This is a genomic window from Algoriphagus sp., assembly GCF_013373065.1.
GTDB lineage: Bacteria > Bacteroidota > Bacteroidia > Cytophagales > Cyclobacteriaceae > Algoriphagus.
Map to the genome: position 1 here is coordinate 1 of NZ_JABXIN010000018.1, position 24,700 is coordinate 24,700.

22 protein-coding genes are annotated in these 24,700 nt (G+C 43.6%); 15 read left to right on the plus strand and 7 right to left on the minus strand.

Annotated elements, in window-relative coordinates:
* Positions 1–137: 137 nt before the first annotated feature.
* Positions 138–1,544, minus strand: coding sequence for an NADP-dependent phosphogluconate dehydrogenase (gene gndA, locus HWE15_RS12475; RefSeq protein ID WP_290507872.1), 1,407 nt, complete (start codon positions 1,542–1,544; stop codon positions 138–140).
* A gap of 210 nt (positions 1,545–1,754) precedes the next feature.
* On the opposite strand from gndA, the gene zwf reads away from it, so the two are divergent.
* Together zwf and pgl are read left to right on the plus strand one after the other, a co-directional pair.
* Positions 1,755–3,266: a glucose-6-phosphate dehydrogenase gene (zwf, locus tag HWE15_RS12480; RefSeq protein WP_290507873.1), complete on the plus strand. Its 1,512-nt coding sequence runs from the start codon at positions 1,755–1,757 to the stop codon at positions 3,264–3,266.
* 17 nt (positions 3,267–3,283) lie between these two features.
* Positions 3,284–3,994 (plus strand): 6-phosphogluconolactonase, encoded by a 711-nt coding sequence (gene pgl, locus HWE15_RS12485; RefSeq protein WP_290507874.1) that lies wholly within the window; start codon positions 3,284–3,286, stop codon positions 3,992–3,994.
* Here the strand turns inward: pgl and ruvB are convergent.
* Complete coding sequence (gene ruvB, locus HWE15_RS12490) at positions 3,991–5,022, minus strand: Holliday junction branch migration DNA helicase RuvB (RefSeq protein ID WP_290507875.1); 1,032 nt, start codon at positions 5,020–5,022, stop codon at positions 3,991–3,993. The genes pgl and ruvB overlap by 4 nt on opposite strands.
* Positions 5,023–5,140: 118 nt before the next feature.
* Between ruvB and HWE15_RS12495 the strand changes: the two genes are divergently transcribed.
* From HWE15_RS12495 to acs, 5 genes are all read left to right on the plus strand, one after another.
* Entirely contained in the window at positions 5,141–6,208 is a 1,068-nt protein-coding gene (locus tag HWE15_RS12495; protein WP_290508003.1) for an FAD:protein FMN transferase, read from the plus strand.
* A 108-nt stretch (positions 6,209–6,316) separates the two neighbouring features.
* Positions 6,317–7,060: a zinc permease gene (locus HWE15_RS12500; protein WP_290507876.1), complete on the plus strand. Its 744-nt coding sequence runs from the start codon at positions 6,317–6,319 to the stop codon at positions 7,058–7,060.
* 128 nt (positions 7,061–7,188) lie between these two features.
* On the plus strand, positions 7,189–7,455 hold the full coding sequence (locus HWE15_RS12505) for a DUF4212 domain-containing protein (protein WP_290507877.1): 267 nt from the start codon (positions 7,189–7,191) through the stop codon (positions 7,453–7,455).
* 12 nt (positions 7,456–7,467) lie between these two features.
* The gene (locus tag HWE15_RS12510) at positions 7,468–9,153 is read left to right on the plus strand and encodes a sodium:solute symporter family protein (RefSeq protein ID WP_290508004.1); all 1,686 of its coding nucleotides are present in this window, start codon (positions 7,468–7,470) and stop codon (positions 9,151–9,153) included.
* Between the two features lie 40 nt (positions 9,154–9,193).
* Positions 9,194–11,086 carry an acetate--CoA ligase gene (gene acs, locus HWE15_RS12515; protein ID WP_290507878.1) on the plus strand — a complete coding sequence of 631 codons (1,893 nt, stop codon included), beginning with the start codon at positions 9,194–9,196 and terminating at the stop codon, positions 11,084–11,086.
* A gap of 31 nt (positions 11,087–11,117) precedes the next feature.
* Here the strand turns inward: acs and HWE15_RS12520 are convergent, their stop codons facing one another.
* Positions 11,118–11,291, minus strand: coding sequence for a hypothetical protein (locus HWE15_RS12520; protein WP_202615339.1), 174 nt, complete (start codon positions 11,289–11,291; stop codon positions 11,118–11,120).
* Positions 11,292–11,388: 97 nt separating this feature from the next.
* Here HWE15_RS12520 and HWE15_RS12525 point away from each other — a divergent pair, with 97 nt between their 5' ends.
* Entirely contained in the window at positions 11,389–13,323 is a 1,935-nt protein-coding gene (locus HWE15_RS12525) for a DUF294 nucleotidyltransferase-like domain-containing protein (protein WP_290507879.1), read from the plus strand.
* On the plus strand, positions 13,320–13,988 hold the full coding sequence (locus HWE15_RS12530; protein WP_290507880.1) for a PolC-type DNA polymerase III: 669 nt from the start codon (positions 13,320–13,322) through the stop codon (positions 13,986–13,988). The genes HWE15_RS12525 and HWE15_RS12530 overlap by 4 nt, the downstream gene beginning before the upstream one ends.
* Here HWE15_RS12530 and HWE15_RS12535 read toward each other — a convergent pair whose 3' ends face one another.
* Entirely contained in the window at positions 13,989–15,389 is a 1,401-nt protein-coding gene (locus tag HWE15_RS12535; protein ID WP_290507881.1) for a DUF4403 family protein, read from the minus strand.
* Positions 15,390–15,442: 53 nt separating this feature from the next.
* Here HWE15_RS12535 and ytxJ point away from each other — a divergent pair, with 53 nt between their 5' ends.
* From ytxJ to HWE15_RS12560, 5 genes are all read left to right on the plus strand, one after another.
* The gene (gene ytxJ / locus HWE15_RS12540; protein WP_290507882.1) at positions 15,443–15,778 is read left to right on the plus strand and encodes a bacillithiol system redox-active protein YtxJ; all 336 of its coding nucleotides are present in this window, start codon (positions 15,443–15,445) and stop codon (positions 15,776–15,778) included.
* A 120-nt stretch (positions 15,779–15,898) separates the two neighbouring features.
* The gene (locus tag HWE15_RS12545; RefSeq protein WP_290507883.1) at positions 15,899–18,763 is read left to right on the plus strand and encodes an outer membrane beta-barrel protein; all 2,865 of its coding nucleotides are present in this window, start codon (positions 15,899–15,901) and stop codon (positions 18,761–18,763) included.
* A gap of 141 nt (positions 18,764–18,904) precedes the next feature.
* Complete coding sequence (locus HWE15_RS12550; RefSeq protein WP_290507884.1) at positions 18,905–19,933, plus strand: phenylalanine--tRNA ligase subunit alpha; 1,029 nt, start codon at positions 18,905–18,907, stop codon at positions 19,931–19,933.
* 140 nt (positions 19,934–20,073) lie between these two features.
* Positions 20,074–21,078, plus strand: coding sequence for a PliI family lysozyme inhibitor of I-type lysozyme (locus tag HWE15_RS12555; protein ID WP_290507885.1), 1,005 nt, complete (start codon positions 20,074–20,076; stop codon positions 21,076–21,078).
* 8 nt (positions 21,079–21,086) lie between these two features.
* Positions 21,087–21,476: a hypothetical protein gene (locus tag HWE15_RS12560; protein WP_290507886.1), complete on the plus strand. Its 390-nt coding sequence runs from the start codon at positions 21,087–21,089 to the stop codon at positions 21,474–21,476.
* Between the two features lie 43 nt (positions 21,477–21,519).
* On the opposite strand, the gene rpiB is transcribed toward HWE15_RS12560, so the two are convergent.
* Genes rpiB through glyA form a run of 3 tightly spaced genes read right to left on the minus strand, consistent with a single transcriptional unit; the run spans position 21,520 to position 24,112 of the window.
* Positions 21,520–21,957, minus strand: a complete 438-nt coding sequence (rpiB, locus tag HWE15_RS12565; protein ID WP_290507887.1) for a ribose 5-phosphate isomerase B — start codon at positions 21,955–21,957, stop codon at positions 21,520–21,522.
* A 13-nt stretch (positions 21,958–21,970) separates the two neighbouring features.
* Positions 21,971–22,828 carry a twin-arginine translocase subunit TatC gene (tatC, locus tag HWE15_RS12570; protein WP_290507888.1) on the minus strand — a complete coding sequence of 286 codons (858 nt, stop codon included), beginning with the start codon at positions 22,826–22,828 and terminating at the stop codon, positions 21,971–21,973.
* A gap of 15 nt (positions 22,829–22,843) precedes the next feature.
* Entirely contained in the window at positions 22,844–24,112 is a 1,269-nt protein-coding gene (gene glyA / locus HWE15_RS12575; RefSeq protein ID WP_290507889.1) for a serine hydroxymethyltransferase, read from the minus strand.
* Between the two features lie 210 nt (positions 24,113–24,322).
* Here glyA and HWE15_RS12580 point away from each other — a divergent pair, with 210 nt between their 5' ends.
* Complete coding sequence (locus tag HWE15_RS12580; protein ID WP_290507890.1) at positions 24,323–24,697, plus strand: UDP-glucuronosyltransferase; 375 nt, start codon at positions 24,323–24,325, stop codon at positions 24,695–24,697.
* The last annotated feature ends 3 nt before the right edge of the window (positions 24,698–24,700 follow it).

The following is a 24,700-nucleotide window of genomic DNA, read 5'->3' on the forward strand; positions in this document are numbered from 1 at the left end:
CCGAATAAAAATTGAACGTGAAACAATTTAGGGAATTATTCATAATCAGGCACTTAAAAACTTTTTTTATAAACCCGTCCAAACAAAAAAGCTCCAAGGTTTCCCTTGAAGCTTTTCTGATTTCTTGCTTTTTCGACTTACCACTCGGTATGAAATATTCCTTCCCGGTCGGTACGTTCGTAGGTATGGGAACCGAAGTGGTCCCGCTGGGCTTGGATTAGATTCAGTGGCAGACGCCCGCTCGTGAAAGCGTCGAAGTAACTGATGGCTGTCATCAAGCCCGGCATGGCAATACCCCTTTCAAGTGCCTGAATGGCCGTTTTACGAACGGCAGGAAGGGTTTTCTGAACCTTTTCCACAAAGGCTGGAGCCAAAAGCAGGTTTTCCAGTCTCGAGTTTTCTTCAAAAGCTTCTGCAATATCTGCCAACAAACCGGCCCGAATAATGCATCCCGCCCGCCAAATTTTAGCGATTTGGGATAGGTTCAGTTCGTAGCCATATTCTTGGGAGGCCGCCGCTAATTGATGCAAGCCTTGGGTGTAAGAAATTATAAAAGCAAAATACAGAGCCTCTTCACAGGAAGCGATCAGTTCTGCTTTCTCCAAGCCTGGTAATTCCGGACGAGTATAGAGAGCATCTGCTTTTTCCCGATCGGCCTTCAAGGCAGAAATTTCCCGCATGCTCACAGCCATATCGATGGTAGGCACAGGAATACCCAAGTCCATAGCATTTTGAGAGGTCCATTTTCCGGTACCTTTTTGCTTGGCTTTATCAAGAATGACATCCACCAAACGCCCTGTTCCCAAGTCATCTTCCTTGAGGAAAATCTCCGCTGTGATTTCCACCAAAAAGGATTGCAATCGTCCTTTGTTCCAGGAATCAAATACTTGATGGAGTTCATCATTGCTTAGTCCTCCTGCACGGTGCAACAGGTCATAGACTTCAGAGGTCAATTGCATCATGGCGTATTCGATGCCATTGTGCACCATTTTCACATAGTTACCCGCAGACTTGGGACCCAGGTAAGCGACGCAAGGTTCGCCTTGATACTTGGCAGAGACTGCTTCGAAGATGGGGCGCACATGCTCATAGGCCTCACGGTTTCCACCCGGCATGATACTCGGCCCACGCCGGGCCCCTTTGGCTCCTCCGGATACGCCTGACCCGAAGAAATGGATTCCTTTTTCGCTCAAGTAAGCATCCCGACGGTCTGTATCGGTGAAAAATGAATTACCGCCGTCGATGATGATGTCTCCCTGATCAAGATGAGGAAGCAGTTGATCAATGACTTGATCGACGATTTTACCGGCTGGAACCAGCAACATGATTTTTCGTGGACTGCGCAGAGCCTGTACAAAATTGGCTAAATCCTGAGTGGCATCGACTTTCTTGAGATCTCCCCCTTCAGCCTTCAGGGCATCCACTTTTTCCCGGTCTAGGTCATAGCCAAAAGCCGAAAAACCATGGTCTGCGACATTCAGAATAAAATTCCGCCCCATAACACCTAGGCCGATCAATCCAAAATCATATTGTGCGTTTTGCATCTTCGTCAATTTTCTGTTTTAAAATACTTGCTACTCTTACCTCCATCTACCTCGGATTCTCACAAATACACTTATTTTTGTGCACGGATCCAAAATTAACCGATTGATTGATGTCTTGCTGGATTTTGGTAAAAAACCTTGATTCTATCCGCTATCCATGTGTCACTTCCCTAAACTAGTCTGCACCCGATGAAAAAAATACCCAACCAGATGCTGATAATCTTCGGGGCATCCGGTGACCTGACTACTCGTAAACTCATTCCAGCTATTTTCGAATTGTACAAAGGAGGACATCTTCCCGAATCCTTTGCAGTGCTTGGGGTGAGCCGTAGCAATCTTTCCGATAAAGAGTTTCGAGATAAATCCATCTGGAAAAGCCATTTCCTGCAAAGAGCCCTTGCGAAGCAGGAAGATGCATTCATTAAGGCCTTTGCAGAAAAATTTCACTATCATGATTTGGGTAGTGATTACGAAAGAAGTTATGAGGATCTAGCTCAAAAGATTGACAAGCTAAATCAACAGTACCAAACCGAGGGCAATTATATTTTTTACCTCTCTACCCCTCCTAGCTTGTATGGGACTATCGCTAAAAACCTCAACGAGGCACAGCTTAGTCAGGAAAATGGTGGTTTCAGGAGACTGATTGTGGAAAAACCTTTTGGCTACGATTTGGAGTCTGCGAAAAAACTCAATGACACCCTGCATCATTATTTTGATGAAAAGCAGGTCTATCGAATTGACCATTATTTGGGAAAGGAGACGGTGCAGAATCTCCTCGTGACTCGTTTTTCCAATTCCATTTTTGAGCCACTTTGGAATCGACGTTATATTCACCATGTAGAGATTACCAATTCGGAGACCGTTGGCGTAGAAAAACGTGGAGGTTATTATGATAAGTCTGGCGCTTTGCGGGATATGTTCCAAAGTCACTTGCTTCAGATTGTTTCTCTTATCGTGATGGAGCCTCCGATCAGTGCAGATGCGGAGGAAATTCGGGATGAAAAAGTGAAGGCTTTGAAATCTCTCCGAATCATGAAATCGGATGAGGAAATTATCAAAAACACCCTTCGCGGACAATATGTGAACACTGAAATTGAGGGGAGAACATACAAGGGGTATCGTGAAGAGGAAGGAGTCAATCCGGAGTCGACCACAGAAACTTTTGCGGCGATTAAATTTTATGTGGACAACTGGCGATGGAAGGGAGTTCCTTTCTACGTACGAACCGGCAAAGCCATGCCTACCAAGGTGACAGAAGCAGTCATTCACTTTAAAACTCCTCCTCACGAGGTCTTTATAAGTCAGGATGCCTACAGAAAAGACAATAAACTCATCATCCGAATCCAGCCAAATGAAGGAATCCTGATCAAATTTGGAGTGAAAGTTCCAGGGTTGGGCTTCCATGTGGATCAGGCAAATATGGAATTTTACTATTCTGATCTCGAATCTGCTCAGGTGATGGATGCCTACGAACGCTTACTCTTGGATGCGATGCAAGGGGACACCACGCTTTATGCCCGGGCGGATGAAGTGGAGGCAGCCTGGCGATTCGTAGATCCGATTTTGAAATGCTGGGAAAATAATCCTGCCGTCAACACTTACGGCTATTCTGTAGGTACCTGGGGCCCACGCAATTCTGACGAGATGATCGAAGATAGTTTTGGTTGGAGAAATCCGGGAAATCATTTGACTGATGAGACAGGATTCTGCATTCTTTGCTAATAGAAAAATATCAACTGATGGAAACCCGAATTTTTGAATCTAAGGAGGCCGTAGCCCATGCCTTTTGTGAGTATTTGGTAGACTTGATTGCCGCCAAAGCTAAAGTGAATATTGCACTCTCCGGAGGGAGTACGCCCAAGATTGTTTTTGATGAGTTAGCTGCACATTTCGGCGATAAAATCGACTGGAAAAAGGTCAATTTTTATTGGGGGGATGAACGCTGTGTTCCACCCACTGACACTGAGAGCAATTTTAAAATGACCCAAGACCACTTGCTATCCAAAATTGATATTCCTTCGGGGAATATTTTTCGAATCCTTGGGGAGAATAAACCTGAGGAAGAAGCGATCCGCTACGGGAATGTGTTGGCGGAAAACTTGCCTTCTGTGGATGGCTTGCCTCAGTTTGACCTGGTGATTTTAGGAATGGGCGATGATGGCCATACGGCTTCCATTTTTCCCGATTCCATTGCAAAATGGGATGCTCCGACTTCTTGTGTGGCAGTTGCCCATCCGGTGTCGGGACAGATTCGGGTTTCTCTGACTGGCCGAATTATCAACCATGCCCAAGCGGTAGCTTTTTTGGTAACCGGAAAGGGAAAGGCTGAGAAAGTGCAGGAAATCCTTCAAAACCAGCTGAGCGCCAAAGCCTATCCAGCCAGTTTGGTAAATCCTGAAAGCGGGAATTTGATTTGGTTTTTGGATAGCGAAGCGGCGAGTTTGCTTTAATCCCCAAATAAGCTTCCCATTCCGGGATTTGGTTTGATTTTGAGATGTTTATAAGCTAATTCGGTAGCTACCCTTCCGCGGGCAGTGCGCTTCATGTAGCCTTCCTGTATCAGAAAAGGCTCATATACTTCCTCAATGGTTTCGGCTTCTTCTCCACAAGCCGTTGCAATAGTTCCTAGTCCGACAGGTCCGCCTTTAAACTTTTCGATAATGGTCAGCAAGATGCGGTTATCCATTTCATCCAGCCCGTGCTCATCAACGTCGAGTGCATTCAGTGCAATCTTGGCGATATCCAAGGTGATTTTTCCATTTCCTTTTACTTCCGCAAAATCCCGGGTTCTTCGCAAGAGCATATTGGCAATTCGAGGTGTTCCTCGACTTCTTCGGGCGATTTCAAAGGCGGCAACTTCCTCGATCGGGGTATCCAAAATACCTGCGGAACGGCTCACAATATCAGTCAATAGTTTAGCATCATAATATTCCAATCGAGAATTGATCCCAAAGCGTGCCCGAAGCGGAGAAGTTAGCAATCCGGAACGGGTGGTCGCACCTATGAGGGTAAAGGGGCTGAGTGAAATCTGCACTGAGCGGGCATTGGGACCACTATCCAACATGATATCGATTCGAAAATCCTCCATGGCAGAATAGAGGTATTCTTCTACAATGGGGTTAAGCCGGTGGATTTCATCGATAAAAAGTACATCTCCCTCTTCTAAATTGGTGAGCAGCCCGGCAAGGTCTGAAGGTTTATCCAAAACAGGTCCCGAAGTGATTTTAATACCTGCCTCCAACTCATTTGCGATGATGTGGCTGAGCGTAGTTTTCCCCAATCCGGGAGGGCCATGGAGCAAGACATGATCGAGAGGCTCGCTTCGCTTTTTGGCGGCGAGGACAAAGACTTTGAGATTTTCCACGATTTTGGCTTGCCCTGTGAAATCATCAAAATTCAAGGGACGCAGCGCTCGTTCAAATTCCCGGTCTTTTGGACTTAGGCTTTCTTCATCACCACTTAGATAGTCTTCTCTCATGTGTTTGCTTTGTCACAAATATAGAAAATTACCCATGTGGACGATTAGATTTTCCCGGACATGAATTCATGCTTCCCTAAAAAATGCCCTAAATTTGAAACAGCTATTTTCGGAAGTCATGCGATCCAACCAACAAAAAAACATCCTTTATTCCCTAGTCCTGTTGTTACTTGTCTTAGCCGTTTACCTTTGGCGGAATCGTGACCAAGGGGCAGTTGATCTTCCTATCCGGCAGGAGACCGCAGTTCAGAGAATTACGATCACTGGACAAACCATGGGTACGACCTATCAAATCACCTATTTGGATGAGGAGGGTCGGAACTTTAAAAATGAGGTAGATTCCTTATTGGTTGTTTTTAATCAGAGCTTGTCTACCTATATCCCAGATTCAGAGATTAGCCGCTTCAATCAACAAGATAGCTTGGTGTTTGAATTGCCCTTCCTTCCGCAGGTTTTGGAAGCTTCCAAGGAAGTTTACCAAGAAACGGAAGGTGCTTTTGATCCGACAGTAGGGCCTTTAGTGAATGTTTGGGGATTTGGACCAGGCGGGCCGGAGTTGAAAGACTCGGTGGATATCCAAAATTTGCTTTCCAAGGTTGGTTTTGACAAGCTTCGGTTTGATGATACTGAAGTTCGAAAATCTGTAAATGGCATTTACCTTGACTTTTCAGCCATTGCCAAAGGGCAAGGTGTAGACGTAGTAGCAGCATTATTGGCCTCAAAAGGAATTGAAAACTACCTGGTAGAAATTGGTGGCGAGTTGGTGGCTAGAGGGGTGAATGATAAAGGAGAGATTTGGAAAATAGGCGTTAATCGTCCTGAAGAGAATGCGTCTTCCTCCGATCTTTATTCCATTATTGCGCTCGATAATAAAGCCATGGCTACCTCCGGGAATTACCGCAATTTTTATGTGCGTGATTCAATGAAAATATCCCACACCATCGATCCAAAAACTGGATTTCCCGTAAGACATAATCTTCTTTCGGCTACTGTCCTGGCTCCCGATTGTATGACCGCAGATGCCTTTGCCACTGCTATGATGGTCATGGGATTGGAAAAGGCCATTGCGCTTGATGAAAAACTGGAAGAGATAGAAGTGTTTTTGATTTACAGTGGTGAAGATGGGTCCTATCAAAGCTTTGTGAGTGAAAGTTTGAAACCTTTCTTGTCCTTTATGACGGAATAAAAGCGTTACCTTTTCCAATGACAGGTAAATAAATGCAACATTATTGAATTTTCTTACCTTTGTGGCGGTTTACAAGCAAGACCTATTTCTTAAGGGTCCTGTCACAGCATGGTCATAAATTTCATTCTTCTTTTTTTCACAGTCCTTTTAGCAGGTTCATTGGTGTTTTTTGCGCCAGCTTTTAAGGAAAAGTATTTTAAGCTTTTCTTGGTTTTTGCAGGATCTTATCTGTTTTCGATCACGATTTTGCACATCATTCCGGAGCTTTTTGAGAGTGATTTTGACAGTGCCAAGATGGGTTTATATATCCTGATCGGTTTTTTGCTTCAGCAGTTACTTGAGTTTTTGTCCAGTGGGATTGAGCATGGACACATTCACCTTCCGCATGGGCCCAAGTCAAAAGGGGTGTTGACCATCATGTTGGGGCTTTTCATTCATGCATTCTTGGAAGGAACGCTCCTTTCTCATGGTTCGCTGATGGGTGAATCCGGTGGGCATGTTCATAATGAAAATACCTTACTTCTTGGAATTATCCTGCACAAAGGGCCAGCGGCTTTTGCTTTGGCGGCGGTACTTTCCCAAGTGTTGACAAAGCGATGGACCCTCGTATTGCTGATTGTCTTTGCCTTGGCCTCTCCTTTAGGAATGCTTTCCAGTACTTATATTTTCCAAAGTGGCCTATTGGAAAAGCAATGGATCGGGGTGCTTTTTGGGCTAGTTTCGGGAGGCTTCCTTCATATTTCAACCACGATCTTTTTTGAAAGTAGCCCTCATCACAAATTACAGCTCAACAAGCTTTTGGTGAGTTTTTTAGCTGCTGGATTGGCGATTATTTCAGAGTTTTTGATCTAGACAGCGGAAAACTTATTTTTTTTAAAAAGTCCTCTCAAAATTTCAAATTTTTATAGAAAAGGGGTTGGAAATCCCTAGAAGTACCTGCTACTTTATAGGGACAAAACTGGCTTCCGGCCAAAAAAGCTATGCCATTAGACCCAAAACATAAAACAAAAGTTTACTGGAAAAAGAATTTACAAACCTTGGTAGTCCTACTACTGATATGGTTTTTGGTCTCTTTTGGATTCGGAATTCTTTGGGTGGAGGAGCTCAATACCATTCCTTTGGGAGGATTTAAATTGGGCTTTTGGTTTGCGCAGCAGGGATCGATCTATGTTTTTGTGCTGCTGATTTTTGCCTATGTGTATTGGATGAATCGTCTCGATCGGAAATTTGATGTAGATGAGGAATAAGCCCTAAAAATGATGGAGATTTTAACTTGGACATATTTATTAGTAGGCCTGACCTTCGCTCTTTACATTGGGATAGCGATTTGGTCCCGGGCAGGCTCTACCAAGGAATTTTACGTTGCAGGAGGTGGGGTTTCTCCTCTTGCCAATGGGATGGCTACAGCAGCAGACTGGATGTCGGCCGCTTCCTTTATTTCAATGGCGGGTTTGATCGCTTTTGCAGGATATGATGGCTCCGTGTACTTGATGGGCTGGACGGGGGGCTATGTACTCTTGGCACTCCTATTGGCTCCTTATCTTCGAAAATTTGGAAAATTCACAGTCCCTGATTTTGTAGGGGATCGCTATTATTCCAATACAGCCCGAGTCGTGGCCGTGATTTGTGCCCTATTTATCTCCTTTGTTTATGTGGCTGGGCAGATGCGGGGAGTTGGAATTGTCTTTTCCCGCTACTTGGAAGTTCCAATTGAATGGGGCGTGGTCATAGGGATGATTATCGTGTTTTTTTATGCAGTATTAGGAGGAATGAAAGGAATCACCTACACGCAAGTAGCGCAATATTGTGTATTGATTTTTGCATATATGGTTCCTGCGATTTTCATTTCCATGCAGTTGACCGGGAATCCAATCCCCCAATTGGGTTTCGGAGGAGAAGTGGAAGCAGGTGTTTCTCTCCTCGATAAATTGGACGGAGTACTCGATGATCTGGGTTTTGCAGCCTACACGGATGGTAGAAAAAGTATGACCGATATGTTCATGATTACTTTGGCCTTGATGGTTGGAACGGCAGGTTTACCCCATGTGATTGTTCGCTTTTTTACGGTTCCGCGAGTAAAGGATGCCCGTCTTTCGGCAGGATATGCCTTGGTTTTCATTGCCATCTTATACACCACGGCACCGGCGGTGGCAGCATTCGGTATTTATAATGCCATCAATAGTACCTCTGAAAAGCCGATTTCCGAATTACCTACTTGGGTGCAAACTTGGCAAAAGACCAATCTGATTCAAGTGGAAGATAAGAATGGGGATGGGGTGGTTCAGTACCTTGCCGATCCTAATACGAATGAATTGCAAATAGACAAGGACATCATGGTATTGGCCAGCCCTGAGATCGCCGAGCTTCCCAATTGGGTGGTTGGACTTGTTGCTGCGGGTGCGATGGCAGCAGCCTTATCTACAGCAGCTGGATTGCTTTTGGTTATTTCAACTTCTGTTTCACGGGATCTTTTCAAAACCTTCCGTCCCGAGATTTCGGAAAAGAAGGAATTGCGGATCGCCCGAATTGCCGCTGCGGGAGCGGTGATTTTGGCAGGTTATTTTGGTGTTAATCCTCCCGGGTTTGTGGCCCAGGTTGTAGCTTTTGCCTTTGGATTAGCGGCTGCATCCTTTTTTCCTGTCATCCTATTGGGTATATTTTCTACTCGAATCAATAAAGAAGGCGCAATATTCGGAATGCTGGTTGGCCTGGTCTTTACACTGGGTTATATCACCTATTTCAAATTTATCAGCCCCGAACAAAATACCGCTGAATATTGGTGGTTTGGGGTATCTCCGGAGGGAATCGGATCCATCGGGATGATTTTAAATTTCATCGTCTGCGTTTTGGTATCCCGTTTTACTCCGGCACCGCCCGCCTCCATTCAGGAGATGGTGGAGGAAATTCGAATTCCCCGAGGTGCGGGGAAGGCGATTGATCACTAATTGAATTTCTATTTTCTAAAAACAATAAACCTACTGAACCATGAGCGACCGATTACATACCCTGAGCGGTTATTTATATGAATACCAAAAAAGTGTAAGCCAACCGGAGGAATTTTGGGCTCGGATTGCAGATTCCTTTTTTTGGAGGAAAAGATGGTCTAAGGTCTTGGACTGGAATTTTGAAAAACCGGATGTCAAGTGGTTTGCAAACGGGAAATTAAATATTACTGAAAATATTTTCGAGCGGCAACTTTTTACCCATGCCGATCAACCTGCCATCATTTGGGAGCCCAATGAACCCGATGAAGCCACTCGTACACTGACCTATCGCGAACTGTATGAGGAAGTGTGTCGATTTGCCAATGTCCTGAAATCAAGAGGAATTCAAAAAGGTGACCGAGTCATTATTTACATGCCTATGGTGCCGGAAGCAGCCGTGGCCATGTTGGCTTGTGCTCGCATAGGGGCGATCCATTCAGTAGTTTTTGCGGGATTCAGTGCTTCCGCTTTGGCAGATCGAATTCAGGATTGCAAAGCCAAGGCAGTTCTAACATCAGATGGTAATTTCCGAGGGAATAAAAAGATCCCGGTCAAGGCAGTGGTTGATGAATCCTTGGAAAAAGCTTCTGTGGAAACAGTCATTGTTTACAAGCGGACAGGCCAAGAAGTCAGTATGAAGGTTGGACGGGATTATTGGTGGCATGAATTGGTGGAAGGACAATCTTCCAAAAATCAAGCAGAGGTTATGGACTCCGAAGACATGCTGTTTATTCTATATACTTCTGGCTCCACAGGCAAGCCGAAAGGGGTTGTTCATACTACAGGAGGCTACATGGTGTACACAAAGTATTCCTTTGAAAATGTTTTCCAATACTCTCCCGGGGACGTTTATTGGTGTACGGCAGATATTGGATGGATTACAGGCCACTCTTACATCGTGTATGGTCCCTTGCTTGCAGGAGCAACTACGGTAATGTTTGAAGGGGTGCCAACTTATCCAAATCCGGGTAGATTCTGGGAAATTGTAGAAAAACACAAAGTAAATCAGTTCTACACTGCGCCAACTGCTATCAGAGCTCTACAGGCTTTTGGAACCGAACCAGTTGAAGGGCATGATCTAAGCTCTTTAAAAGTATTGGGTTCTGTTGGTGAGCCCATCAACGAAGAGGCCTGGCATTGGTATCATACCCATATCGGCCATGGCAAATGCCCCATTGTAGATACCTGGTGGCAGACAGAAACAGGCGGTATCATGGTTTCCCCACTTGCTGGCATCACCCCAACCAAACCCGCCTATGCAACCCTTCCTTTGCCGGGAATTCAGCTTTGTATTGTGGATGCGGATGGAAAAGAATTGACAGGAAATGGAGTGGAAGGAAATCTGTGTATCAAATTCCCATGGCCATCCATGATTCGTACGACTTATGGAGATCATGAACGTTGTCAAAAAACCTATTTCTCTACCTATAAGGGGATGTATTTTACAGGAGATGGGGTGAAGCGGGATCACGACGGATACTATCGAATCTTGGGTCGAGTAGATGATGTGATCAATGTCTCCGGCCATCGAATGGGTACGGCAGAAGTGGAAAATGCCATCAACGAGCATCCGCTTGTCATTGAATCTGCGGTGGTAGGATATCCTCATGAAGTCAAGGGCCAAGGAATTTATGCCTACGTGATTTGTGACATGAAAAATCGTACGGAGGAAAACTTGGTCAATGAAATCAAGGATACGGTTTCCAAAATTATAGGCCCAATTGCCAAGCCGGATAAAATTCAGATTGTACCAGGATTACCGAAAACCCGATCTGGAAAGATCATGCGAAGAATCCTTCGAAAAGTAGCCGAAGGAATCACCGAAAACATGGGAGATACCAGTACTTTGCTCGATCCGGAAGTAGTCAATCAGATTATTCAGGGAAGGAAATAGAACATTAAGGAGCTGGTTTTTGGCTCCTTTTTTAGTCTTTGGGAGAGGAATCTTCCTCCTCTGCCTCAAGCTCAATGGAAGAAACAATCGAATCAGGTGAGTCCATTTCCTGCTTGTAAAAATTATGAACCCCAACCATAAAGGCCACAATCAAGGCCCATAGGAGCCTTCTAATTGGTCTGATGAATTGGGAAAATGATTTCATTTAAATAATTTGAAGAAGGTCAAGTACAAAAAGTTAACCAAATAAATTATTGCCAGTTTGGCAGAAAAAACCCCAAAATATCCTCTATCCTTTTCTAATGAGTAATGTCATTATCAATCGCGTGGCAGAGTTCCTTCGGAGACACCCTCCTTTTTCCTTTTTGGAAGAAGGGGACCTGTTGAGGATTGCCCAATCGGTTGAGATCAGTTATTTGGCTAAAGGAGAAGTCCTTTTTCGGAAAGGAGAGCCCGCCAATCCTCATTTTTTTATTCTCAAGGAAGGACAAATTTTATTACAAGAAGAAGGACAAATCCGGGAATACTGTGATGTGGGTGACCTTTTTGGAGTATTGGCTTTGCTGGGAAAAAGACCCTATGTATTGGATGCATTGGCAGGTGAAAACTCCCTGATTTATGCAGTACCTGTAGAGGAGTTTGAAAAGCTACTTGAGAAAAACCCCAAGGTTTCCCTGTATTTCGCTGCGGGATTTGCCGCAGGACAGGTGGTTTTTCGTACAGATTTAGGTCAGGGACAAAAGGCAAGGGAAGTTTTTGGCAGAAAAGAACAAGATCATTCCCTGTTGATTTTTTCTGGGCAAAGTACCATCCAAATTTCAAAAAATGTCCTCACTTGTAAGCCTTCTGATTCAGTTCAAGAAGCAGCCTATTGGATGGATCAACAACAAGTTAGCAGCATTGTGATCTGTGATGAGTCTAAGTTTCCAATTGGCATTCTAACAGACAAGGATTTACGGAGTAAGGTTTTGGCCAAAGGTCTTTCAACAAGTTTACCGGTCTCGGAAATCATGTCCTCTCCTGTCATTACCAAAAAACCTGAGAGCGACTTTGCGGAGTTATACCTCAGTATGATCAAGAATCGACTGCATCATTTGGTATTGACTGAGGATGGGACCGACCAAAGTCCTGTTTGCGGGATTCTTTCAGACCATGATGTCCTCCTTTCCATGGGAAATTCCCCTGCTGTAATCATTCATGCCCTTATCAATGCGAGAAGTAATGAGGAGATGGGGCAAATCCGGGATCGGGCTGAAGAGATGCTTCGGTATTACTTAGAGAATGAGGTTGCTATGGATTTTGTGGCCGCTGTCATGACTGAGATAAATGATGTGATTATTCAACGGGCGATTGAGGAAGGAAAGAAGTTGCTAATTCCCAAGTTTCCGGAGGTAGGATCCATTCCCTTTGCTTTCCTTTCCATGGGATCCGAAGGGAGAGAAGAGCAGTTGCTTCGAACAGATCAAGACAATGCCTTAGTTTATGGAGAGGTTCCCGAATCCCTGCAGGAGAAAGCCAGAGCCTATTTTCAGGAGTTGGGAACCTATGTGGTTGAAACGCTTCTAGCTTGCGGATTTGCCTCCTGTCCGGGAGAGATTATGGCTTCCAACTCGAAATGGGTATTGCCTATTTCTTCTTGGAAAGCCCAATTTTCCGAATGGATTCTTCATCCGAGCCCCGAGGCACTAATGAAATCTTCTATCTTTTTTGATTTTCGGGTAGTGGCAGGTACCCGATCTTTAGGGGATGAACTTACCAGTCATATTTTTGATGAAATCAAGAAGAAGCCTATTTTCCTCAATTTCTTAGCTCAAAATGCCCTGCAGAACCCACCACCTTTGGGCTTTTTTAGGAATTTTCTAGTCGAAAAATCGGGTGAACATCGGGATCAATTTGATATTAAGGCCCGGGCGATGTTGCCTTTAACCGACCTTGCCCGCTTGCTGATTTTGTATCATGGGATCCCGGGAATTAACAATACTTTTAAACGTTTTGAGAAACTTTCTGAGCTAGAACCAAACTATCGAGATTTGTTCATTCAAGCTGCAAAAGCCTATGAGATTTTGATGCGGATGCGAGCCTTGGAGGGCTTGCAAGAGCGGAACAGTGGGCGATTTATAGCTCCCGAAAAATTGGGTAAAATCCAGCGCAATCTCCTGAAGAACTCTTTTTCTCCCATCCAGGAGCTTCAGGAAATTGTTCAGGTTCGTTTTCAATTGGATTACTTTCGATCATGAGTTGGTGGCCCTTTCGATCCCAAACCAAGAAGCAGGATTTTGTGGAGGAATACCTTCGCCTGTTTGAAAAACCCATTCCGGGAATCCGAAGAATTTCCCAATTGGAATTTGTGGTTTTGGACACAGAGACGACGGGTTTGGATCCGAAGAATGATTTTGTGATTTCCTTTGGGGGAATCAAAATTCAAGGACTAAAGATTCGGATCGAGACAGCGCAGGAATGGTATCCCGAGTCCCCAAAGGAAGCTACACATTCTGCTGAGATCCATGGATTGTTAGAGCGGGAAAATCAATTGAAGGCCGAAGAATTTTCTCAAAACTTATTGGCCTATTTTGGTTCTGCCATTTTAGTAGGTCATCACCTGAAATTTGACTTGGAAATGCTTCAAAAGCTTTGCCTTGACTTTGGCTTGAAGAATTTTTCCAATCGAACGATCGATACTTTGGAATTGGCGGTACGACTGGAGCATGGTCCGCACGTGAATTGGCAGGGGATCCCCATGCGGGATTATAGTTTGGATGCCTTGTGTGATCGCTATCAAATTACACCTGACGATCGGCATACAGCAGGTGGGGATGCGTTCTTGACCGCCCAGCTATTTTTAAAATTGCTGAAATTGGCGGAGCGAAAAGGCATTACCACCTATGAGCATCTTTTTCGGTAATTATTTCCAGGTTATTCCAATTTCCCCGATGGCCTGCATGTAAATTACCAATTGAGAAGAGGTGGGATAAAAAGCCTCGGGATAGATTTTTAAATCATGGACTTCGATCCCTGCTAAAGGTGTTTGAAGCCCCAATCGGTCTGAAAAGGATGTTGAGGTTTCCTCCAATAATTCTGTTAAGGGGAAGACGGTTTCTTTTTCAATCCTCCGAATGATTTTTCGCTTTTTCAAAGCGACAGCCCACTTCGCTTTTGTGTTATCACTGATCAATTTAAAATTGAGATTTCTTACCTGAAGTGTTTGGTTTTCCGGATCGAATTCTGGTTTTCCTACCACAAAGAGTTCACCTTCGATCTCTTCTCCATTGGTTCTTGTAGCCTTAAAATCAGTTTGAATTTTCAATAAATCACCAAATCCCCCTGTCCGGAAATTCGATAATTCCATGACTGTTTTCCGATCAATTCGAACCAATTTATTTGCGAGAAAACTCTCCAGTTCCTGATCTATGGTTGCATAATCAATTCCCAATGGAAGTTTCGCTTGAAGGAGGTTCTCATCCGAGGAGTTTGGACTCAGATCAGGAAGGGGGAATGCACGGGAAGGGATGGCATCGGCTGGATGATTTTGAATCATGCCGGTTAAACCTAATCGCAGGCCTAGTTGATGGTCTTCCGTAAAATATTCCTCAAAGTTGACTTGCTCCGGTCGGATGGAAAAAGCAAGTGTTTGTCCTTCCCAATTTACCGAAAAGGGCTTTCCTACTTGTTCCCATAAGAGATTGACCCAAGGTTTTATAGGAAGCAACTCCTGATCAGGTCCTAAATTTCGGGAAGCCCATTGATTGATTTGATTTTCCAAAGTTCCGGAGAGGTCCACACCCATTCCCAATACTTCGATTTTCATATCACCGCCAAGGTCTACAAGTTGAAAATCATCAAGGTAAAGCGACCAATTTTCTTTCACTTCAGGATTAATCAAAAAGGTTGGAGTGATTTGTCGGTCAATGGGGACTTTTTTTCGAAAGAGATTGCCAAGGCCACCTTGTTTCAAACCAAACTCCCCTTGAATTTCTAGCGGAATGTTTAGCTGGAGACGTTCATCATCCAAAGAAGTCCAAGTGATTTTTCCGGTTCTTCGGATTTCGAGATTACCTTCTAAGCTATTTCCCAATTCCATTTGATCTTCCTGAAGCAAGGTTTGAGGTACCTGAGAATTGATCAATCGATCCAGGGTATTCCGTGGCATTTGAGTTGAAACATTTACTTCCGAACGTGCCGGTGGAATCGGGGTACTTGGCCCAGGATTGGTGATATCCAAACTTTTGCAGGAATAAAACAAAAACAGGGAACTTATTAAGTAAAGCGTGTATTTTTGCAAAGGAGTTGCGTTTGAAGAATCCATGAATGAGTTCTTGGCTAAATGATTTGCTTTGGCTCAAATTAAGATGATAACGAATGAATTGGCAAAAACTGACCCAAGTTGAGCAATTGGAAGAAATAAAACGGCAAAGTTTTGATCGCCCCGTTTTACTTTTCAAGCATAGTACCCGCTGCTCGATTAGCAGTATGTCTCTAGACCGGCTTTCTCGGAATTGGCAGCCAAGCGATGAGGAAAAAGTAACCCCCTATTTTTTGGATCTGATTTCGTACCGCGACCTATCCAATCAAGTAGCGATGTTGTTTGGTATTCCCCATCAATCTCCCCAAGTAATCTTGGTAAAAAACGGCCAAGTAGTTTATGATAACAGCCATTTTGGGATTTCGTACCAAGAAATCATGAGTAAAATTTGAGCTGAAAATCAAACTAAATATTTGCCACTTATCCTCTGATTTATCCTTTCTTATTTTTTAGGAAAACTGAATTAAACCTTCCGCTTTGGCAATGAGTCAAAGTATAGAACTTTGTATTCTATGAAAAATTATTCAGTACTCTTTTTATTGGTTTTCAGCTTATTAGCAGCGCAACCTGTTTTAGCGCAACGAAACCAAAGCGGGGAACGTCCTGAGCGGAAACTTACCGGTATCGTTCTGGATGGAACCATCAATAAACCCATGGTTGGTGCCAATGTCCAAATCAAGACTTTGGCAGATTCCTTACTTCGAGGCACCGTTACGGACGGGCAAGGAAAATTTGAAATTGTACGTCAGGATATCCCCCAGGTGAAAATTGAAATCACCTTTATTGGATACCAAACGATTACAAAAATTCATAGCCTTCGTGACCCGAATGATTTGGGAACATTCGTTTTAAAAGAAGACACCAAAGAACTGGGAGAAGTACTCATCGAAGGTCAGGTGCCTGTTGGCGAGCAGCGAGGAGATACTACTTCCTTTAATGCGAACGCTTTCAAAACCATGGAAAATGCACAGGCGGAAGATTTGATCCGTAAAATGCCTGGCATTACCATGCAGGGAGGACAACTTCAAGCCCAGGGAGAAGCAGTTCAAAAAGTATTGGTTGACGGTCGGGAGTTTTTCGGTTCAGATCCAAGCATTGCGCTTCGAAACCTGCCTGCTGATGCCATTGAGCGAGTGGAGGTGTTGGATCAGCGCTCGGATCAAAGCCGCTTGACAGGATTTGACGACGGGAACTATACCAAAACCATCAATATCATCCTCCGAGAGGATCGGAAAAATGGACAATTTGGAAGGGTTTATGCCGGATATGGCACGGATGATCGCTATTCTGCAGGTGGAAGTTTGAACTTCTTTAGCGGAGATCGTCGCTTCTCGATTTTGGGATTGTCCAACAATGTCAATCAACAAAACTTTTCTTCTCAGGATTTGGCCGGCGTGACGGCGAATTCTTCCGGAAGGGGAAGAGGAGGATTCCGTGGAGGAGGAGGTCGCTGGGGAGGCGGTAACAACAACTTCTTTGTTGGAAATGATATCGGAATTATTCAGACCAATGCGATTGGCCTCAATTACAGTGACAAATGGGGTAAAAAGGTCAATGTGACCGGAAGTTATTTCTTCAATAACACCAACAACACACTTCAGCAAATCACCAATGAGGAGCGGATTATTTCTGAGACTCAGAGCCAGTTTTATCAGGAAAACCTGATCAATAGTGTCGATAACTACAATCATCGAGCGAATGCACGGATTGAAGCAGATTTGAACGAGAAGAACAGTATTATCATCACGCCAAGTATTTCATTCCAGACCAACCAAACGTTCAGTGACCGGGATGCCTTGACTTTAGGAAATGCTGGTGATTCCTTGTCTGCTCTTCGATCAATTTCCGATGCAGAAACCAAGGCGTTCAACGTGTCAAATAATATTACCTATCGCTATAAATTCGATAAGCCAAGAAGAACGCTTTCAACTGATGTTTCTACTACTTGGAACAATCGTGATCAATTATCCGATTTGACAGCTGCCAGCAGGGATTATAACAGAAACTTGTTAGATACCACAATTCAGCGGACTGATGCGCTAAATGATGGTTTTAATTACCGCGTTAATGTGACCTTGACAGAGCCTTTGGGTGAAAAAGCCATGGGTACCTTTGGCTATCAAATTGCCAATAACAAAACCATAGCCGATCAAAAAACTCGAGTTTTCAATGATGAAAATTTGCCGGTGTTGGATACTGCATTGAGTAATGAGTTTAATAACAAGTTCATCACGCAACGGCTTCGAAGTGGTTATGCCTATAATAACAATGGCTACAGCATCAACTTAAACTTGGACTACCAGTTTGCAAGACTGGACAATGAGGCCTTCTTCCCTACAGAGGGAGTCTTCAAACGGGATTTCAATAATATTCTCCCAAGTGCCAATATTAATTTCCGGAATCGGGAAACAGGATTTTCCTGGAGAATCCGCTATCGTACGGATACCGATGAGCCTAGCGTGAGTGAACTTCAGAATGTGATTAATAACCAAAACCCATTGAACTTACGGGTAGGTAATCCAAATCTTGGGCAGAGTTATAATCACAATATTTTCGCAAACATCGCCAAGGTCAATCTGGAGAAGTCCAAGACTTTCTTCACCTTCATCAATTATTCTGCAACCAGCAACTTCATCGGGAATAGCACCTTTGTTGCTACGCAGGATACGTTGATCAATGGGGAAGTATTGCTTCGTCCAGGGGGACAAATTTCCCAGCCAGTAAACTTGGATGGAAACTGGCGAGTTCGGGCTTTTGCCACTTATGGGATGCCAATTCCGAAACTCAAGTTGCAATTCAATACGAATACACGTTTGGGCTTCAACCGGACACCGGGTCTGATCAATGGTGAGAAAAATATCAATGACAATATTGATATCAGCCAAGGAATTACCCTCAGTTCCAACATTAGCAAGAATGTGGATTTCTCAGTGAGTACCACAGGTACTTACACCATTGTCAACTCCAGTTTGCAGGGTAATCTGGATCAAAACTATTACATCCAAGAATCCAATATCCGCTTGTATTTCTCTCCGAACAATGGAAAGCTCTTTGTCGGAAACAATATCAACAACATGTTGTACAGCGGCCTTTCCGAAGGATTTGATCAGTCGGTTTGGCTTTGGAATATCGAAGGAGGATTCCGATTTGCAAAGAACAATAAAGCAGAGTTGAAGGTCGTGATCTTCGATTTGCTAAATCAGAATAACAGCATCAGCCGAACGATTTCCGATGTGGCGATCACGGACGTGTTTACGAATGTCTTGACACGCTATGGAATGCTGACCTTTACCTACATCATTGGCAATTTTAAAGAGCCTGAGCCAGATGATAGCCCTTGGCGAAGAATGCGTCCGGGTGGAGGAAGAACTTGGTAAGGAGACATAGAATCTACAAAATTGGAATAGCTCAGGTCGAAAGATCTGAGCTATTTTCTTTTTCAAGAGGAACTTATCCTTTTTTGCTCTCCCCAATACCCTTAAAAATTGTAGCTTTGTGGCTTTAGAAAGGAAATATCCATGCATCAGGAAAAAATTGAAGCGATAAAGGCTGCGATTGAGGCAGCAGATGCGAACAACGCAGATGAGTTAGAGGCTTATCGAATGAAGTTCATCTCGAAGAAGAGTGTGGTTGGTGAACTCTTTGCTGCCATGGGTCAAATTCCCAACGAAGAGAAGCGTGCCTATGGACAATTAGTCAATGGCGTCAAGCAAATGGCAGAGGCCAAATTTCAAGAATTGATCGAAAAGGTCAGTACTGTGAATAAAAAAGCAAAGTCGGCTGATCTGGACCTGACCTTGCCACCTTCAAATCAGGCGATCAGTGGGATTCATCCCTTAACCGCTACCCGTCAGCGAATCATTGAAATTTTTGAACGCATTGGTTTCAACCTTTCTGAAGGTCCGGAAATCGAAGATGACTGGCATAATTTCACGGCATTGAATTTCCCTGAAAACCATCCCGCTCGTGAGATGCAGGATACCTTTTTCATTGAGAAAAATCCGGATATCGCACTTCGCACGCACACCTCTTCTGTGCAGGTGCGTGTAATGGAAAATCAAAAACCACCAATCCGTACGCTTTCTCCAGGGCGAGTGTACCGAAATGAAGCCATTTCCGCCCGTGCCCATTGTATTTTCCATCAGGTAGAAGGCCTGTATGTAGATGAAAATGTAGGCTTTGCGGACTTGAAGAATACGCTTTATCACTTTGCCAAAGAAATGTTTGGAAAGGGAACCAAAGTACGGTTTCGCCCTTCCTATTTCCCTTTCACTGAGCCCAGCGCTGAAATCGATATTTCCTGCCTGATTTGCGGAGGAAAAGGCTGTACTATCTGCAAAGGAACAGGTTGGGTAGAAATTGGAGGTTCGGGAATGGTCGATCCCAATGTGCTTGAAAATTGCGGAATTGATTCCAAAAAATACACAGGCTTTGCCTTCGGGATGGGAATCGAACGAATTGCCATGCTGAAATATCAAATCAAAGATTTGAGATTATTCACCGAAAATGATGTGCGGTTCCTACGGCAGTTTAGGCCCTTGTTATAAATGAAAATCTTGCAACCCCAGCCTAAGCTGGGGTTTTTTCTTTAGGAGGCAAAAATTCTTACTCCACTGGAAATTCTCTGAAAATCAGCTATTTTGCAGTAAGGCTAAACAATTGAAATAACCAAAAAAAGCCTTTTTGAATGATGAAGAGAATATTTTTAATTGCCTTTTTAGGGTTTCTGCTTTTTAGTTGCGATCAAAAAAATCAGGTAGTCCAGGACCAAGTCAATTCATCAGAAAAAAATGGTGAACCTGAAAAGGACACTTCTTCTTCGATCTTTGGAAACTATGTTGACGATGGCTATGCACAAAAAGAGGAAGGCTATGATTGGGTAGCAGTCATGGTCAAACCAAGAACAGATCAGAGTATTTTTATTTCCATCCGCTCACGAGCCGATCGGAAAAATCCGACCTGTACTTTTGATGCGATTGCCTATCTGCAATCCGAAAATACCTATGAGGTATCCAATGGTGGGAAAAGGATCATTTTTGCCTTTGAGGGGGATCAGATTCAAATTATTACCGAAAATCCAGCAGATCGAGATGCTCTCTATTTTTTCTGTAGTGGGGGAGCAACCCTAGAAGGAACCTATACTAAGATTTCTGAAGTGCTTGATGCCGATCAAATTGATCCGACTCTTTTCAGCAAGGATTTGAATCTTCAGGGAGTGGGATTCAACGTATCATCTGTCAGAGATGAGGGTATAACCAAGCTCACCATTTTCACTTTTGGATTGAAGGAGCAGGAGTATAATGAAACCATAGACTTGATTGGAGAGCAGGTAGTGAATGCAGAAGTGGAGGATTTGGATTCAGACGGTTCTCCGGAATTGCTGGTATATACCCAGTCTGATGGGAGCGGTAGCTATGGTCAGGTGTATGCTTTTTCTGTGAATAACCTAAAATCCATGAGTCAGGCATATTTTCCTCCTACATCTGAGAACCCCAAGATCAGTCAAGGATATATGGGTCATGATGAATTTGCTTTAGTTGAGACTTACCTCGTTCAGCGCTTTCCAATTTATTTGGATGGAGATCCTAATGCGAATCCTTCGGGGGGTATACGTCAAGTTTCTTATAAACTGATTCCCGGTGAGGCAATGAAAAAGTTTGAGCTTTATCAGGTTAATGAATTTGAAAAATAAATATGATTATGAAATCTCTATTAAAAGATCGCAATTCACTTCTGATTCTAACCCTAGGAATAATTGCTGCGGGCTTTGTCCACTGGCTTATACCCTATGATGAGTTGGACATGTCTAGCCAACCCTATATTCCCAAGATGGGAATTGCAGCAGTTTTAGTAGGGATAATTGGGGCAATAGTAAAAAAGAAGACACCTCTTCTGGTGTCTTTTTTGGCCACAGCAGGCTTTGCGTTTGCGATTTTTATTCGAGTTGTTTTCGATACCTTGGTGGTTGACTCTTCCTCCCACAGTCTTTGGCCATTCGAAATTCTAATTATTGTCTTGATCTCCTTTCCGGCCTCCCTATTGGGTGCTGGACTACTAAGCTTGATCAATAAATTTTTGATCAAAAGCTGAGTCTTAATACCCTTCTTTTAAAAATAAAATTGCCTGCGGTTAATTATCCACAGGCAATTTTATTTACTCGATTATTATGACGGCCACCTTCGAACTCCGTCGTAAGGAAGATTTCCACCATATTTTCGGCATCTTGAAAATTGACAAAACGTGCAGGTAATGCGATTACGTTTGCATCATTATGTCGTCTAGCTAAAGAAGCTAGGGCAGTGTTCCAACATAGTGCAGCTCGGATTCCCTGATGCTTATTTGCAGTCATCGCTACTCCATTTCCACTTCCACAAATCACAATCCCTTGGTCAAATTCTCCCTTTTCGATCGCTGTACAAAGAGGGTGCACATAATCCGGATAGTCCACTGAAGAATCAGAGAAAGGACCAAAATCCTTTACCTCATATCCTTGTTTTTGGAGCTTTTCGATTAACTCTTTTTTGTATTCGAAACCCGCATGGTCTCCTCCAATTGCAATTTTCTTTGCCATTTGTGTATAAGTTTTAATCGTTTTCTTCTTCTCTTTCCCGCTCGTATTGGGCTTCCTTCAAGGCTCGCTTCTTCTCCAATCGCTTTGCGATATTGATTCCTGCTTCATATAATACCAAAATAGGCATCGCAATGAGCAATTGGCTGATTACGTCAGGAGGTGTAATAACTGCCGCCAATACCAAAATCACCACAATAGCATGTCGTCGGTATGCTTTCAACATACGAGCAGTAACCAAGCCCGACATGGAAAGGAAATAAATGACTACCGGAAGTTGGAACATAATGGCAGAAGCCAGAACCAACATCGTCAAGGTGGTCACATAAGAGGTGATATCAAATTCATTCAGAATGGAGGGGTCCAACTGATAATTCGATAGGAAGTTAATGGAAAGGGGCGATAGGATGTAATACCCAAAGGCAGCTCCCATGAAGAATAGCAAGCTTACAAAGAAGACAGCACCTCGTGCAGCTTGTTTTTCCTGATCATATAAACCGGGACTAATAAATCGCCAAACCTCCCAAAAGACATAAGGGAAAGCAACAATAAATCCAACCACAAAACTCGAAGTCATGTGCATGGAAAATTGTCCTGTCATTTGCCGGCTTTGGATGGTGAACGGAAGTTCGTCAATGCAAAGTGCAGGCATATTCACATAGCTAGCCAGATCGCACAGCACCCGGTAGGTAAAGAAGTCAATCTTGGAGGGGCCCAAGATGACAACCCCAAACACAATGCTCTTCGCCAAAAATGCAGTGACAGAAAAGATCAAAATGGCCGCAATCGATCGTAATAAATGCCATCGAAGTGCCTCCAAATGATCTAGGAAGGACATTCCATCCTCTTCTTCTTGATATTGGTCTAATGCCACGTTACTAGTTAAAGATTAGTATAAAGGAAATTGAACCATCCAGTCATTCACCTCAGTGCGAATCTGATTTAATACTGCCTCATCGGAATGGTTCATCAAGGCTTTATCGATCAATTTTACAATTTTTCGCATATCATCTTCCTTCAACCCCCTGGTGGTAACAGCAGCTGTTCCAACCCGCATTCCTGAAGTCACAAAAGGAGATTTGTTATCAAATGGCACCATGTTTTTGTTGATGGTGATATCAACCTTTCCTAGCGTTTCTTCAGCAAGTTTTCCGGTGAGGTCTTTATTTCGAAGGTCGATCAACATCAGGTGGTTGTCAGTTCCTCCTGAGATCAATTTATAACCCAGTTTGACAAATTCTTCTGCCATCACAGCCGCATTCCGTTTCACTTGTACGATGTAATGCATGTATTCATCTGAAAGCGCTTCTTCAAATGCGACAGCTTTCGCGGCGATGATATGTTCCAAAGGGCCTCCTTGGGTTCCAGGGAAAACACCCATATCCAATAGGGAAGACATTTTTCGTATTTCTCCTTTTGGCGTTGTCAATCCCCAAGGGTTGTCAAAGTCTTCCCGCATCATGATCAAACCACCTCTTGGTCCACGAAGGGTTTTGTGGGTAGTAGTGGTGACGATATGGCAATATTCAAGAGGGTCATTTAGCAGTCCACGTGCAATAAGGCCAGAAGGGTGTGAAATATCAGCCAACAAAATAGCATCAACTTGATCAGCAATATCCCGAAGGCGCTCATAATCCCAATCTCTGGAATAGGCAGAAGCTCCACAGATAATCATTTTTGGTTTTACAGCTAAAGCTTTTTCCTCTACTACATCGTAGTTGATTACCCCTGTTTCTTCTTCTACCCCATAAAAGTGAGGCTCATAAAGTTTTCCGGAGAAATTAACGGGAGAACCATGGGTCAGGTGTCCACCATGTGCTAGATCAAAGCCTAAAATTGCATCTCCCGGCTTGAGGCAGGCTAGCATCACTGCTGCATTGGCTTGTGCCCCGGAGTGTGGCTGCACATTTGCCCAGCTTGCCCCAAAGAGTTGCTTAGCTCTGTCAATGGCGAGTTGCTCAATATCATCTACTACTTCACAGCCACCATAGTAGCGCTTTTTGGGGAGGCCTTCTGCATATTTATTGGTCAAAACACTTCCTGCAGCTTCCATGACCTGCTTACTGGTGAAGTTTTCAGATGCGATCAGTTCGATCCCACGTTTTTGTCGATCTTCTTCTTTGTTGATGAGGTCAAATACAAGCGTATCTCTTTTCATAATCAAGGGGTTTGAAAGCCTAGCTGTACCAAAAAACAGAAAAGGCCAATGCTAAATGAAGTCCAAAAATAGCCCGAAAGTCCTTATTATCCAATGTGGATCGAAATTGAAATTTGAGGAAGGAAAAGGATGGTTTTTGAGGGCTTTTTGTTATTCGAATCCCAGGAATTAATAGGAAAAAGCCTGCCTGAATTTTACTAATTTCGGGGAATGATTGATTTCAAATTCAGACCAGAAACCTATTTTCAGGAAGATAGCAATTCAGTCCTATTGGTGCGCCTTCATTATCCGGAAAGCCAATGGGGTGAGCAAATCAGTATTTACGCCCACGAAATGGACCGGATGATTCATCTGGAGGCAGTGGATTTTTATGGAAATGATTACTTGCTGTATCCATCCAAGGTGGAGGAACCCATGACCTTGGAAGATTTAATTTATTTGATTGAAGGAATGCAAGTGAATCAAGATGACATGGAGGGAAAAATGGAATTGGTTCTGGATGGAATTCCGGAGGCCAGTAGTAATTTTTATCCGGAGCTCGAAAAATACTTTGAAGAGAAGCGTAAGAATTTCGGGTTAGATTAGAAA

Bases quoted from the DNA above. Each gene is read 5' to 3' on its own strand.
- HWE15_RS12530 (WP_290507880.1), top strand. From the start codon at position 13,320: ATGAGTTGGTGGCCCTTTCGATCCCAAACCAAGAAGCAGGATTTTGTG.
- rpiB (WP_290507887.1), bottom strand. From the start codon at position 21,957: ATGGCAAAGAAAATTGCAATTGGAGGAGACCATGCGGGTTTCGAATAC.
- HWE15_RS12580 (WP_290507890.1), top strand. From the start codon at position 24,323: ATGATTGATTTCAAATTCAGACCAGAAACCTATTTTCAGGAAGATAGC.
- HWE15_RS12550 (WP_290507884.1), top strand. From the start codon at position 18,905: ATGCATCAGGAAAAAATTGAAGCGATAAAGGCTGCGATTGAGGCAGCA.
- acs (WP_290507878.1), top strand. From the start codon at position 9,194: ATGAGCGACCGATTACATACCCTGAGCGGTTATTTATATGAATACCAA.
- zwf (WP_290507873.1), top strand. From the start codon at position 1,755: ATGCTGATAATCTTCGGGGCATCCGGTGACCTGACTACTCGTAAACTC.
- HWE15_RS12535 (WP_290507881.1), bottom strand. From the start codon at position 15,389: ATGGATTCTTCAAACGCAACTCCTTTGCAAAAATACACGCTTTACTTA.
- pgl (WP_290507874.1), top strand. From the start codon at position 3,284: ATGGAAACCCGAATTTTTGAATCTAAGGAGGCCGTAGCCCATGCCTTT.
- glyA (WP_290507889.1), bottom strand. From the start codon at position 24,112: ATGAAAAGAGATACGCTTGTATTTGACCTCATCAACAAAGAAGAAGAT.
- gndA (WP_290507872.1), bottom strand. From the start codon at position 1,544: ATGCAAAACGCACAATATGATTTTGGATTGATCGGCCTAGGTGTTATG.
- HWE15_RS12555 (WP_290507885.1), top strand. From the start codon at position 20,074: ATGATGAAGAGAATATTTTTAATTGCCTTTTTAGGGTTTCTGCTTTTT.
- HWE15_RS12520 (WP_202615339.1), bottom strand. From the start codon at position 11,291: ATGAAATCATTTTCCCAATTCATCAGACCAATTAGAAGGCTCCTATGG.
- HWE15_RS12525 (WP_290507879.1), top strand. From the start codon at position 11,389: ATGAGTAATGTCATTATCAATCGCGTGGCAGAGTTCCTTCGGAGACAC.
- ytxJ (WP_290507882.1), top strand. From the start codon at position 15,443: ATGAATTGGCAAAAACTGACCCAAGTTGAGCAATTGGAAGAAATAAAA.
- HWE15_RS12510 (WP_290508004.1), top strand. From the start codon at position 7,468: ATGGAGATTTTAACTTGGACATATTTATTAGTAGGCCTGACCTTCGCT.
- ruvB (WP_290507875.1), bottom strand. From the start codon at position 5,022: ATGAGAGAAGACTATCTAAGTGGTGATGAAGAAAGCCTAAGTCCAAAA.
- HWE15_RS12495 (WP_290508003.1), top strand. From the start codon at position 5,141: ATGCGATCCAACCAACAAAAAAACATCCTTTATTCCCTAGTCCTGTTG.
- HWE15_RS12560 (WP_290507886.1), top strand. From the start codon at position 21,087: ATGAAATCTCTATTAAAAGATCGCAATTCACTTCTGATTCTAACCCTA.
- HWE15_RS12505 (WP_290507877.1), top strand. From the start codon at position 7,189: ATGCCATTAGACCCAAAACATAAAACAAAAGTTTACTGGAAAAAGAAT.
- HWE15_RS12545 (WP_290507883.1), top strand. From the start codon at position 15,899: ATGAAAAATTATTCAGTACTCTTTTTATTGGTTTTCAGCTTATTAGCA.
- HWE15_RS12500 (WP_290507876.1), top strand. From the start codon at position 6,317: ATGGTCATAAATTTCATTCTTCTTTTTTTCACAGTCCTTTTAGCAGGT.